Origin of the sequence: Capnocytophaga sp. H4358 (genome assembly GCF_002302515.1) — a bacterium.
GTDB classification, from domain to species: Bacteria; Bacteroidota; Bacteroidia; order Flavobacteriales; family Flavobacteriaceae; genus Capnocytophaga; species Capnocytophaga canis.
Map to the genome: position 1 here is coordinate 42,443 of NZ_CP022380.1, position 12,704 is coordinate 55,146.

General features: G+C 35.2%; 9 protein-coding genes. 4 read left to right on the forward strand and 5 right to left on the reverse strand.

Annotated elements, in window-relative coordinates; genetic code table 11:
• The first annotated feature begins 183 nt into the window (after window positions 1-183).
• Both ppk1 and CGC49_RS00195 read left to right on the forward strand, forming a co-directional pair.
• On the forward strand, window positions 184-2,265 hold the full coding sequence (ppk1, locus tag CGC49_RS00190) for a polyphosphate kinase 1 (RefSeq protein ID WP_095911580.1): 2,082 nt from the start codon (window positions 184-186) through the stop codon (window positions 2,263-2,265).
• 144 nt (window positions 2,266-2,409) lie between these two features.
• Window positions 2,410-3,384, forward strand: coding sequence for a transposase (locus tag CGC49_RS00195; protein WP_095911581.1), 975 nt, complete (start codon window positions 2,410-2,412; stop codon window positions 3,382-3,384).
• 182 nt (window positions 3,385-3,566) lie between these two features.
• Here CGC49_RS00195 and CGC49_RS00200 read toward each other — a convergent pair whose 3' ends face one another.
• The 5 genes from CGC49_RS00200 to CGC49_RS00215 form a co-directional block, all read right to left on the reverse strand.
• On the reverse strand, window positions 3,567-4,895 hold the full coding sequence (locus tag CGC49_RS00200; RefSeq protein ID WP_157908976.1) for a hypothetical protein: 1,329 nt from the start codon (window positions 4,893-4,895) through the stop codon (window positions 3,567-3,569).
• Window position 4,896: 1 nt separating this feature from the next.
• Window positions 4,897-5,019, reverse strand: a complete 123-nt coding sequence (locus tag CGC49_RS11320) for a hypothetical protein (RefSeq protein ID WP_255395912.1) — start codon at window positions 5,017-5,019, stop codon at window positions 4,897-4,899.
• Window positions 5,020-5,125: 106 nt separating this feature from the next.
• A complete protein-coding gene (locus CGC49_RS00205) occupies window positions 5,126-5,482 on the reverse strand; it encodes a DUF1573 domain-containing protein (protein ID WP_095911583.1) in 357 nt (118 codons plus the stop codon).
• A complete protein-coding gene (locus CGC49_RS00210; RefSeq protein ID WP_095911584.1) occupies window positions 5,479-6,660 on the reverse strand; it encodes a hypothetical protein in 1,182 nt (393 codons plus the stop codon). The genes CGC49_RS00205 and CGC49_RS00210 overlap by 4 nt, the downstream gene beginning before the upstream one ends.
• A gap of 186 nt (window positions 6,661-6,846) precedes the next feature.
• Entirely contained in the window at window positions 6,847-8,016 is a 1,170-nt protein-coding gene (locus tag CGC49_RS00215; RefSeq protein WP_095911585.1) for a hypothetical protein, read from the reverse strand.
• A 480-nt stretch (window positions 8,017-8,496) separates the two neighbouring features.
• Between CGC49_RS00215 and uvrA the strand changes: the two genes are divergently transcribed.
• A complete protein-coding gene (uvrA, locus tag CGC49_RS00220; protein WP_042346896.1) occupies window positions 8,497-11,328 on the forward strand; it encodes an excinuclease ABC subunit UvrA in 2,832 nt (943 codons plus the stop codon).
• A gap of 83 nt (window positions 11,329-11,411) precedes the next feature.
• Entirely contained in the window at window positions 11,412-12,686 is a 1,275-nt protein-coding gene (locus CGC49_RS00225; protein ID WP_095911586.1) for a DUF819 domain-containing protein, read from the forward strand.
• The last annotated feature ends 18 nt before the right edge of the window (window positions 12,687-12,704 follow it).

The following is a 12,704-nucleotide window of genomic DNA, read 5'->3' on the forward strand; positions in this document are numbered from 1 at the left end:
TGAATGTTAAATATTTTTTCGTAATTTTGTGGCAGTGCAGTCCAAAAAGAGTTGTACTAAAAGCAGTTGAGAAACGCTTCTTAAAGGTGGATTAAATGTTAAAAAAGATTTCTATTTAATCGTGTACTTTACAGTGCGGATTTTGACAAAAAAGACATCTTTAGTTTTTCTTATTACATCAATATGGCAAAGAATAAATACATAAACAGGGAACTTAGTTGGTTGAAATTCAACGAGAGAGTATTGCAAGAGGCAGCAGATGAAAGCGTTCCGCTATTGGAGCGTTTGCGTTTTGCAGGAATATTTTCAAATAATTTAGATGAATTTTTCAAAGTGCGTTATGCTACGATTAAGCGTATTGTGATGAACGATAGTAGTGACATCCACGCTAAAGAATTGCTTGAAGAAATCACCAAAGAGGTTATCCAATTGCAGGAACAGAGTCTGAACATTATAGGTTCAGTAACTAAAGAATTGGAAAAAGAACAGATTTTTATTGTGAATGAAAAAACGCTACTTCCTGAACATGAGAAGTTTGTGACTAGTTATTTTCTTTCCAAAGTGCGTCCAGCTTTGTTTACTATCATTCTAAATGATCTGGAAGCGTTTCCTGAGTTGAAGGATGATGTGGCGTATTTAGCAATCAAAATGATTTTGAAAGAAGAGGGACAAACCAAAGGTATTCAAAAATTCTTTTCTTCGAAAGCATATAAAGAGAAAATACAGTATGCACTCATTGAGTTACCTACTACTATTGATCGTTTTGTGGAGTTGCCTAAAGTGGATGGAAAGCATTATATTATTATGATTGATGACATCATACGCTTTTGTATGCATCAAATTTTTTACATCTTCAGTTATGAATCACTTACGGCACATATGATTAAAATCACCCGAGATGCAGAGCTTGATATTGATGATGATTTAAGTAAAAGTTTTGTTGAAAAAATTTCGTCAAGTGTAGAAGGGCGACGCAGTGGAGAGCCAGTCCGTTTCGTTTATGATAAAGGAATAGACAAGGATACTTTGGCATTTCTGTTTGAGAAGATGGATATTGTGGACACTGATAGCATCATACCAGGAGGAAGATATCACAACCGACGTGACTATATGAATTTTCCAAGTATGGGACGCTATGATTTGACCTATGAGCCCATTCAGCCACTGCCCGTAAAAGGACTCTCGTCAGGAGAAAGTTTACTCAAAAAGATAGCCGAAAAAGATTATTTGCAATTCACACCTTATCATACTTTTTCCAATATTGTTTGGTTTTTGCGAGAAGCGGCTTTGGACCCCAAAGTGAAATCCGTAAAAATTACCGTTTATCGCTTGGCAAAAAATTCACAAGTGGTGAACTCATTAATAAATGCGGTTAAGAATGGTAAAAAAGTAACCGTACAAATTGAGCTACAAGCTCGTTTTGATGAGGAATCAAACATAAAATATGCAGAATTGTTAAAAGCGGAAGGTGTAAAACTTATTTTTGGGGTTCGAGGGTTGAAAGTCCACAGTAAAATATGTGTTATTGAACGTGAAGAAGGGAAGGAGCTCAAACGATATGGATTCATTAGTACAGGAAATTTCAATGAATCTACCGCACGAATCTATACCGATTACACCCTGTTTACCGCCAATCAAGATATTCTTAAGGAGGTTAATAAAGTGTTTAATTTCTTTGATACGAATTATATCATCCAACGCTATAAACATTTGATTGTGTCGCCACACTATACAAAGAAAATACTTACTAAACTCATTGAGCAAGAAATTACCAATGCTAAGAACGGTAAAGAAGCATTCATAAAATTGAAAATGAATAGCTTAACCAGCTATAAAATGATTGATAAACTTTATGAAGCGAGTAGGGCAGGGGTTAAAATTCAGATGATTGTTCGTGGTATTTGCTGTTTGATTCCAGGAGTTTCAGGAATGAGTGAAAACATTGAAGTTATCAGTATTGTCGACAAGTTTTTGGAGCATCCTCGACTATTTATTTTCGGAAATAATGGCAATCCGAAGGTTTATATTTCTTCGGCTGATTTTATGACTCGTAATATTTCCCACCGAGTGGAGGTCGGTTGCCCAATTTATGATGCTGCTATCAAAAAAGAATTGATGGACACCTTTGAAATTGGATGGTCGGACAATGTGAAAGCACGTATTATCTCACAAAAACAAGATAATGCCTACCGCCGAAATGACGATTTAAAAGTTCGTTCGCAAGTGGCGATGTACGATTATTACGCCCAAGATAGGGATTTGTAATATTAATATTCTATTTCATATCTCTATCTCTAATTTTTTTGAGACAATATAACAAAAAATGGTGCTTAAAAACCTTGTAAAGCATTGTCTTTTATAGACTTATAAGAGTTATAATGAAAGTGGTTTCATTATAACTCTTATTTTATGTCCAAAACGAATAAAAAATGTCCAGTTTGTGGTTCTAATCACATCATCAAAAAAGGAAAAAGAAATGGAAAACAACGCTTTCAATGTGGAGATTGTCAGGCAAATTTTACGATTAAAAACATTGGTGTAAAAAGAAAAAATCAATTCATTTGGTTCAGAAAATGGATAATGGAAAGGCAAGTCTATAAAACCCTTTCGAGGGATAGCACAATGAGCCAATCTACCCTTCAAAACCTCTTTAAACATTACCTTTCACAAGTTCCTACCCTCAGCATCAAAAGCAAGACAAAGGTTCATCTCTTGATTGATGGCACCTACTTTTCCAATGGATTATGCCTGATACTCTACTACGATTATGACATTCGATATGTGCAACTTTACCGCCAAACCAACAAGGAAAAACTTCGTGATATAAAGGAAGATTTGGAAAACTTAAAGAAGCTGAATGTGGCAGTTTACAGTGTAACCTGCGATGGGCATAAATCTATTTTAGGAGCGGTAAAAAAGGTATTTCCAGAGGTGATTATCCAAAGATGTTTAGTGCATATTAAACGACAGATTAAGAACTATTTAAGTGGTAGCCCAAAACATTTTATTAGCCAACAGCTTTTGTGTTTATCCAAAGAAATTACGCATCTAAAAACCAATGAACAGGCTAACGACTGGGTAAATGGATTTTACCAGTGGTATGTTGAAAATCAATATTTTATAGAAGAAAAATCAATGAATGAAGAAACTGGATTTCAGTGGTTTAAACATAAAAATCTACACTTAGCTACTTATCATATTATCAATGCCTTACCCAATATGTTTGCATATCTGAAAGATAGTGAAATCCCTTATACTACCAATCGTTTAGAAGCCTATTTTACGCATTTGAAAGAGAAATTAACCTTGCATAGAGGACTTCGTTTTGAGGCTAAAAAGAACTTTATAAAATGGTATTTATATTTTAAAAATCAAGGGGGATAAGGTTTTTTTAGCCATAGGGTTCATCCGATAGTTTTAATAAAAAAGGGTGAGAAAAACTCACCCCTAAAACTATCGTTTTGAACATTGATTGTATTGCTGACAATGAACTATGTTCGTAACCTTCGTAAAAGCTATTCGCTTTTTCTCGCTTATTCCTCAGCAGAGCTTGTTTCCTCTTCCAATCAATGTGCGAAATATAAGCATTTTTTATCAATTAAAAAAGCACCATTTTTTACCACATTGCCTTTTTTGAAATATTCCATAGTAGGGATGACTCTGTCTATTATGTATTTGTAATTTTCGCCTTGTTTGTTGAATAAATTTTCGGGGGAATCAGTTGCTTTCCTAAAAAAGGCATCTAACGACATGCCTTCAGCCATTTTCTTTAATTCATCATAGGTTATGGTGTTTTCGATGGGGTATTTCTTCCAAAATTTGGAATCATATTTCAACGATGGATACAGATACATTTCACTTAAGAAGCCGTGTCTGCCGTCATATTCATTTTTCACAGGAGTGATGTGCGTCAGTTGTATGTGTGTTTTTTGACTAATCACTTCTCTTGTCAAAGCAAATTTGTGGTATGAAATTTTGGAAGGGTAGTGATGTTCCCCAATGATTACATATTCAACGGTTAAAATATGCCGAGAGACATTATCTTCATCAAAGGAAGCGGTTTCTTTGAATATTTTATTATTTTCATCTAACCATATTTTTCCGCTCATGTTAGAACATTTTCCCATAATGGTCGATATTTCTTTCACTTGCTTGTATTCCAAAATTGTATGAGCATTTTCAGTAAGATACTCATCATCAACCTTTTCAAAAACAAACTTAGAGGTGTTTTTTTCAAATAGCGGGTGTGTTAATTTTAACATGGAAAATCCATAGAAGTACAAAGGAGATTTAAAAAGTATACCATTGTTTTTAAGCGTTTTATCTGTTTCTAAAAGCATTTTTTCGGGGCTACGGCGTATTTGCTGTGGGATGTTGAAACCGATACAAAAAGGATTTTTTCGCACGTCACCAAGCAACATAGTTTGCCCTACAATTTCAGAATACCCCACAAGCGTACCTTTTTTGTTGTAAAATCGGGCTGTTCCATGTGATTTTGCCCAAAAATCAGGAGTTACGTAGTAGGATTTTTTCTTTTCAAAGTCCTTAACCTTTTCCAACACATTCCAAACTTTTTCACCTCCCTGATAAATATTTACTTCACTTAGTTCATTCACACCAAGTTCTAAATGGTATTGATGACCAATTTCATTTCCAAAAAGGCATAGTGTTTTGTAGGAAATATGACTGAAACAAATGCGGTCGTTGGTAGTGATTTCATCTCCTTCAAAACTGAAAAAACCATTGTCATCGGTAGAGGCTACTACCTTATCATTCACGGAAATATACACCCCATAAATCGGGGCATTGGTTTTAACATCCAATACATGTCCTTCATATTTATTCTGAGAGAATAGAGGAGAAGAAAAAAGTAAAATAATAAAAATAAGTTTCATATTAATCATTGGTTACGACAGTAAAATCAATCTCTAAATTATAAAATTTCTGCTTTCCGTTAGTAGTTAAAACCGTATTAACATTGTGGTTACCTACTTCTTTGTCAGAGGTTTCAACAATCATTTGAACAGAAATCGTATCAGTTGTTTGAATTTCTTTTTTGGGTTGTGTTATAAAAAGTATGATGGTAGTTTTGATTGTCAGGCTGAGCGTAGTCGAAGCCCTGTAATTACGAGGCTTCGACTACGCTCAGCCTGACAGAAATATCCACTTTATTAAAGGTATCATACTTTTTACAACACTTCCCTTTTTTGGAAATTAGCACTTCTGTACAATTGCATGAAGCATCATTTCTTAAAATGCGAACCATTTCAGTTCCTGTGTTTGAAAGAATGAATCTTTGAACCAAACGCTCTCCTTTTTTGACGTTTTGAATTTTAATCCGATTTCTTTTTGGTTCTAAAACACCCGCCGATACCTCATATTCAACAGAGCTTGAAGCCTGTTTTACAGAGCCTGTTTTTGTTTTTTTCTCTTGACAGGAGATTAATAAAAATAAGACAGTAAAAAAATATCTGTAGCTCATTGCGAAAATTTAATTTTATAAACCATTAAAAAATCTACATCAGGGTCTTGTGGCGTGACGCCGTAGAACATACCGTTGGAATATCCGATAATTTCAAATCCTTTAGGTACGTCTAAATCTGCAATCAATTGATGGTTTTTGTAAATTTGCAATCCATGGTTTGTTGCACCTTTACCTTTGGAATAACCTCTGAAAATCAGCTGTTTTTCAGGAAAATATTTTAAAAACGTATAGTAACCATACGTTGCATAATCGCTTTTCCAATTCCTATGACCTTCCTCAGAGGTGTTGGTACGGCGATAATCTGTTTTCATGTCCCGTCCTGCCTTTCCAAATTTTCCTTTGATTTTATCCTCTTTTTTATTGTAAAGATAAATGTCAGGATCAGGCCAAAAATTGATATATACATCATCTATTTTTTCATAGGTATCATAGTTTAAATATTGAAAATTAGGGATGTTTTGTTGAGATAAATATACGGGAGAGTGTCTGCCTAAAATTTTCTCAAACTTTCCTGTTCTTAAATTTATGATTCCGAAACAACGTGCGTAGTTATAGTATAATTCTGACTTTTCTGAAGTGCTGTATCCATTCAAGAATGCGTGTTTTGAAAAAATAGAACAAACCACTCTGTCCTCATCCCATCGTTTGAAGGTATTAGGTCTAACGCAGTCAAAACTGTACGAATCTGCCAATGTAACCATGGGTTCGTGCCATAATTCTTCGTAGGTTCTTGTGCTGTTGTTGTCTATCCTAAAAAAATTCTTTTTTTGAAATTGAGTGTCGAATATGTCAATCGCCCAATTGTTTCCATTCATCGTAGCGAATTCGTTTTCACCAAATGTCAGATAATCAATGTAAAATACTTCATTAGGTCCTCTTCCTTTCCCTGCGTGTCGCTGTACGAACTCTCCTTCATTCGTAAATTGAAAAATATAGGAAAAGCGTTCGTCTACGAAATAGAGTGTATCTTTCCACATCAAAAATTTTCCGACATAGGATGTTCCTTCGGGGTTCATTTTCAGTGTGTCTAACGTAAAAGAATGATATTGAATATCTTCTTTCTTTGAAATATCCACCGTATTATAAAATTCTCGTGAATTAGGTTCATTGCTCTCCGATGTTGATTGGCAACCGAATAACAATAAAACGGCGGATATGACATAAATATACTTCATAATCAATATTTTATGATATAATCTGAACAAACATTTGATAAAAAGAAAAAATCTAACAGTAATAAGTTACATTTATTTATAAATTTCTGAATTTCATTAATTTAATTTATCATACTTTCTGAAATACAACTATTTTTTCCTCAAAGTAGGCTAATAAAAATGATACAATAAAAAAATATCTGTAGCTCATTGCGAAAATTTAATTTTATAAACCGTTAAAAAATCTATATCAGGGTCTTGTGGCGTGACGCCGTAGAACATACCGTTGGAATGTCCGATAATTTCAAATCCTTTAGGTACGTCTAAATCTGCAATCAATTGATGGTTTTTGTAAATTTGCAATCCATGGTTTGTTGCACCTTTACCTTTAGAATAACCTCTGAAAATCAGCTGTTTTTCAGGGAAATATTTTAAAAACGTGTAGTAACCATACGTTGCATAATCGCTTTTCCAATTGTTTTCAGCATCTTCAAACGTGTTGGTACGGCGATAATCTGTTTTCATATCCCGTCCTGCCTTTCCAAACTTTCCTTTGATTTTATTCTTTTGTTTACTGTAAAGATAAATATCAGAATCTGCCCAAAAATTAAGATATACCTCATCTGATTCCTCGTAGGTGTCATAGTTTAAATGATCGAAATTCGGAATATTTTGTTGGGATAGATATATGGGAGAACGTCTGCCTAAAATTTTTTCTAATTTTCCTGTTTTTAAATTAACAATTCCGAAGCAACGAGCTTGGTTGTAATATAAATCAGAATCGAAATAGCCATTGAATTTAGGATGAGAGGCTGTTATTATGATAGAGATACGTTCTTTTCCCCATTTCTTTAGTATTTTTGGTAAAGCATAATCATATTCATACACATCATTTAATGAAGGGATGGGATTGTTTAACATTTCTTCATAACTTCTTGTGATACTTTCATCGATACGCATAAAATCCTTTTTTTCAAATCGTGTGTCAAACACATCAAAAGAATTATTATTGCCGTTAAGAGTTACAAATTCGTTTTCACCAAATGTCAGATAATCAATGTTAAGTACTTCATTAGGTCCTTTTCCTTTTCCCGCGTGTCGCTGTATAAACTCTCCTTCATTCGTAAATTGAAAAATATAGGAAAAGCGTTCGTCTACGAAATAGAGTGTATCTTTCCACATCAAAAATTTTCCGACATAGGATGTCCCTTCGGGGTTCATTTTCAGTGTGTCTAACGTAAAAGAATGATATTGAATATCTTCTTTCTTTGAAATATCCACCGTGTTATAAAATTCTCGTGAATTAGGTTCATTGCCCTCCGATGTTGATTGGCAACCGAATAACAATAAAAGGGATAGGAATAGTAAATATCTCATACTCATTGTGTTTTTCCAAAAAAGAGGAGATGAAAATTGTGAACTTTCAAAACATATAGTTTACGATGATTCAAGTAAATAATCAGCTCCTCTTGGTAAATGTTAATTAATTTCTGAAGTTTCAGTAGCTTCTCTTCTGCTTAATTTGGCATAACTTTTTAGAATTGTTATCTTAATAGCTAATAAGCAAATCTAAAAAAACTTCGCAATACTATCTATTTTTAGCCTAATGCAAAGTTAGTTGTTTATTTGTGTTAAACAAAAATAACATGTTAAAATTTGTGTTAAACAATAAGTTTAATATAGAAATATAGTGACTGCTTTATGCTTTTAACTTTCCGAGATAGTTTTCAAAAAAAATGTTTTTATACATCTATAATCTAAGAGTTGTATATGAAAAAAACAGCCAAATATTAAGAATTTTACCATCTGTCATAACAGAAAAAATCACTATCTTTGTCCCCTTAACTTTTTCGGTGAATGGAAGATAAAATAGAAGTAAAAGGAGCGAGGGTGCATAACCTTAAAAATATAGACATCAGCATTCCTCGTGAGCAATTAGTTGTCATTACAGGACTTTCAGGTAGTGGGAAATCCTCATTGGCGTTTGATACTATTTATGCGGAGGGACAACGTAGGTATATCGAAACCTTTTCTGCATATGCGCGTCAGTTTTTGGGAGGGTTGGAACGTCCCGATGTTGATAAGATTGATGGACTTTCGCCTGTGATTGCCATTGAACAGAAAACTACTTCAAAATCACCACGTTCCACTGTTGGAACAATCACTGAGATATATGATTTTCTGCGATTACTTTTCGCCAGAGCTTCTGATGCGTATAGCTATGCTACGGGTGAAAAAATGGTTAGCTATAGTGACGCTCAGATTCAGGAACTGATTATTGAACATTATAAAGGAAAAAAAATCAGTATTTTATCTCCTGTGGTACAATCCCGAAAAGGGCATTATCGTGAACTTTTTGAGCAAATCGCCAAACAAGGATTCGTAAAGGTGCGTGTTAATGGCGAGATTCTTGACCTTCAAAAGGGAATGAAACTCGATCGTTACAAAACTCATGATATTGAAATCGTGATAGATAGGCTTTCCATAAGCAATGATGAAACTACCGAGAAAAGACTCCAAGAAACCATAAAGACTGCCATGCACTACGGAGATGGCGTATTGATGGTTTTAGAACATCAAGATAATAAAATACAGTACTTTAGCCGTAATTTGATGTGTCCTACAACGGGAGTTTCCTATCCCATGCCCGAGCCGAATACTTTTTCGTTCAATTCTCCTAAGGGAATGTGTCCACATTGCAATGGTTTGGGTGAAGTGCATGAGGTAAATCAACGAAAAATTATCCCCGATCCAAAAATATCCATAAAAAATGGAGCTATTGTCGCTATTGGGGAACAAAAAAATACGTGGATTTTTAAGCAATTAGAACTCATTTTACAGAAATTTGGAGCCAAAATGTCCGATGCTGTCGAGAGTTTACCTCAAGAGGCGATGGATATTATCCTTAATGGTGGAAAGGATAAATATGCTATAAAGTCAGATGTGTTGGGGATCACTCGTGAGTTTGAGTTTGATTTTGAGGGGATTGTGAAATTCATCGCCGATCAGTATGAAAATTCAGATTCCGTTTCGATTAAACGTTGGGCATTTGAATTTATGGATACACTCCCCTGTGGAGAGTGTAACGGAACGCGTATCCGAAAGGAGGCTTTATTCTTTAAAGTGAACGAAAAAAACATAGCTGAACTGTCGGCAATGGACATTTTAGAGTTGTTGGCATGGTTCGAGAATCTTCCTAAAAAATTAACTAAAAGGCAGTTGCAGATAGCCTCAGAAATCATTAAGGAAATTTCAAATAGGTTACAGTTTTTAGTAGATGTCGGTTTGACCTATTTGTCACTCAATCGCAGTTCCAAATCCTTGTCAGGAGGAGAATCGCAACGCATTCGTTTAGCAACACAAATAGGGTCGCAACTTACGGGAGTTTTGTACATTTTGGACGAGCCAAGCATCGGCCTACATCAGCGAGATAATCAGCGGCTAATTAATTCATTAAAATCTCTACGCGACATTGGAAACTCAGTCATTGTGGTTGAGCATGACGAAGAGATGATTTTAGAAGCCGACTATGTGGTTGATATTGGGCCAAAAGCAGGAAAAGACGGCGGACAGATCATTTTTGAAGGAACTCCTCAGCAGATGATGGATGCCAAAACCACCACTGCCGATTATATCAGTCGCCGAAAACAAATTCATATCCCAGAAAAACGACGTAAAGGAAATGGCAAGTCATTGATTTTAAGTGGATGTTCAGGGAATAACTTAAAAAATATTACGGTAACTTTTCCTTTGGGGATGATGATTGGTGTTACAGGAGTTTCGGGAAGTGGTAAATCAACCCTAATTAATGAAACACTTTACCCGATTTTGAACGCTCATTTTTTCAATGCCGTAAAAAAACCGATGCCTTACAAAAAAATAGAAGGCTTGGAACATATTGATAAGGTAATTGCCATTGATCAGTCGCCCATTGGACGCACACCTCGTTCCAATCCAGCGACTTACACAGGAGTTTTTAGTGAAATACGTACTCTCTTCACACAAACCCCCGAAGCGATGATTCGTGGTTATAAACCAGGGCGTTTTAGTTTTAACGTTAAAGGAGGACGTTGTGAAACCTGTGAAGGATCAGGACTTAAAGTTATTGAAATGAATTTTCTTCCCGACGTATATGTTGAGTGCGAGACTTGTAAAGGAAAGCGTTTCAATCGCGAAACTTTAGAAGTACGTTACAAAGGGAAATCCATAGCCGATGTATTGGATATGACCATTGCCGAAGCCGTCATTTTCTTTGAAAATATTCCCAAAATTTACCGAAAACTAAAAACCATTGAAGAGGTTGGCTTGGGATATATCACCTTAGGACAGCAATCAACTACCCTCTCCGGAGGTGAGGCTCAGCGAGTAAAATTAGCAACCGAACTATCCAAAAAAGATACTGGAAACACCTTCTATATATTAGATGAACCTACCACAGGATTGCATTTTGAGGATGTAAACGTGCTTTTGCAAGTTCTTGATAAATTGGTTGATAAAGGAAATACCGTTTTGGTTATTGAACACAACATAGATGTTATCAAGAAAGTTGATTATATCATTGATATTGGTTATGAGGGTGGTAAAGGTGGCGGTCAATTAGTAGCCTTTGGAACTCCCGAAGAAGTAGCTAAAGATACGAAAAGTTTTACAGCTCAGTTTTTACAGGATTTTGCTCAAAAAACATCGTAAAAGAGACTTTACTTCTGGATAGTTGTGAGAAAGTTTGTCAAAAACCAAAAAAATGGTATCTTCGCCACAAAAATAAAAAGCCGATGGAATTACCTTTTCAAAATGACGCTATTGTTTTAGGTGTGCTAATGGTATGTTTGGGAATAGTTTTTTACACATCTTCTTTAAAAACAAGGTTTTGGAAAATATTTTATACTATTTTTCCAGCCTTATTGATGTGTTACATGCTTCCCGCTATAGTTAATTCTGTAGGAATCATTTCCAGCAAGAATTCGAATCTTTATTTTGTTTCAAGTCGATATCTGTTACCTGCGGCTTTAATCTTGATGACCCTAAGTGTTGATTTAAAATCAGTTTTTCGTTTGGGTTCTAAGGCTCTCGTTATGTTTTTTGCAGGAACGATAGGAGTTGTTATTGGAGGGCCTATCGCTATTTTGATAGTGTCATTGATCATGCCAGAGGCTGTTGGTGGTGCGGGTTTTGATGCTGTTTGGAGAGGATTGTCCACCTTGGCAGGGAGTTGGATTGGAGGTGGTGCTAATCAGGCTGCTATGCTTGAAATATACCAATATAATCCTGAAAAATACGGAGCTATGGTGCTTGTGGATATTGTAGTGGCTAACATTTGGATGGCTTTTCTATTGTTTTTCATTGCTCGTTCTCAAAAAATAGATAAATGGCTCAAGGCCGATAATTCGTCTATTGAAGAGTTAAAACAAAAAGTAATCACTTTTAGTGAGAAAACAAAGAAAATACCAATGTTGACTGACTACAAAATCATGTTAGGAATTACTTTTGGAGGAGTAGGTCTTTCGCATTTTGGAGCTGATTTTCTTACCGATTTTTTAAAAAATAAATTTCATGTGATTGGAGATAAAACCAGTGCTCTTTCTTTTTTTGGAGATAAATTCTTTTGGATGATAACCTTTGCTACTTTAATTGGTTTAGCATTATCTTTCACAAAAGCAAAGAATTACGAAGGAGCAGGAGCAAGTAAGTTTGGTAGCGTATTCATCTATATTCTGGTGGCAACCATCGGTATGAAAATGGATCTGACTAAAATTTTTGATAACTTAGGATTGCTTCTTGTTGGAATAATTTGGATGGCGGTTCATGTAGGGTTGATGTTCATTGTAGCGAAAATTATTCGAGCTCCACTTTTTTTCTTGGCTGTGGGAAGTAAAGCAAATATAGGAGGGGCTGCTTCGGCTCCTGTAGTGGCATCAGCATTTCATCCTTCGTTGGCAACGGTAGGCGTACTTTTAGCTGTTTTAGGATATATTGTAGGGACGTACGCTGCAATGCTTTCTGCTTTCTTGATGGAGTATGTGTCTGTTACACAAGGTGTTATGAGTTGATAATAAGTGTTTAAATTT

What these genes read in the sequence shown, in the direction of transcription:
- CGC49_RS00215 (WP_095911585.1), bottom strand. Translation starts at nt 8,016, where the DNA reads ATGAGATATTTACTATTCCTATCCCTTTTATTGTTATTCGGTTGCCAA.
- CGC49_RS00210 (WP_095911584.1), bottom strand. Translation starts at nt 6,660, where the DNA reads ATGAAGTATATTTATGTCATATCCGCCGTTTTATTGTTATTCGGTTGC.
- CGC49_RS00200 (WP_157908976.1), bottom strand. Translation starts at nt 4,895, where the DNA reads ATGAAACTTATTTTTATTATTTTACTTTTTTCTTCTCCTCTATTCTCT.
- uvrA (WP_042346896.1), top strand. Translation starts at nt 8,497, where the DNA reads ATGGAAGATAAAATAGAAGTAAAAGGAGCGAGGGTGCATAACCTTAAA.
- CGC49_RS00205 (WP_095911583.1), bottom strand. Translation starts at nt 5,482, where the DNA reads ATGAGCTACAGATATTTTTTTACTGTCTTATTTTTATTAATCTCCTGT.
- CGC49_RS11320 (WP_255395912.1), bottom strand. Translation starts at nt 5,019, where the DNA reads ATGATTGTTGAAACCTCTGACAAAGAAGTAGGTAACCACAATGTTAAT.
- CGC49_RS00225 (WP_095911586.1), top strand. Translation starts at nt 11,412, where the DNA reads ATGGAATTACCTTTTCAAAATGACGCTATTGTTTTAGGTGTGCTAATG.
- CGC49_RS00195 (WP_095911581.1), top strand. Translation starts at nt 2,410, where the DNA reads ATGTCCAAAACGAATAAAAAATGTCCAGTTTGTGGTTCTAATCACATC.
- ppk1 (WP_095911580.1), top strand. Translation starts at nt 184, where the DNA reads ATGGCAAAGAATAAATACATAAACAGGGAACTTAGTTGGTTGAAATTC.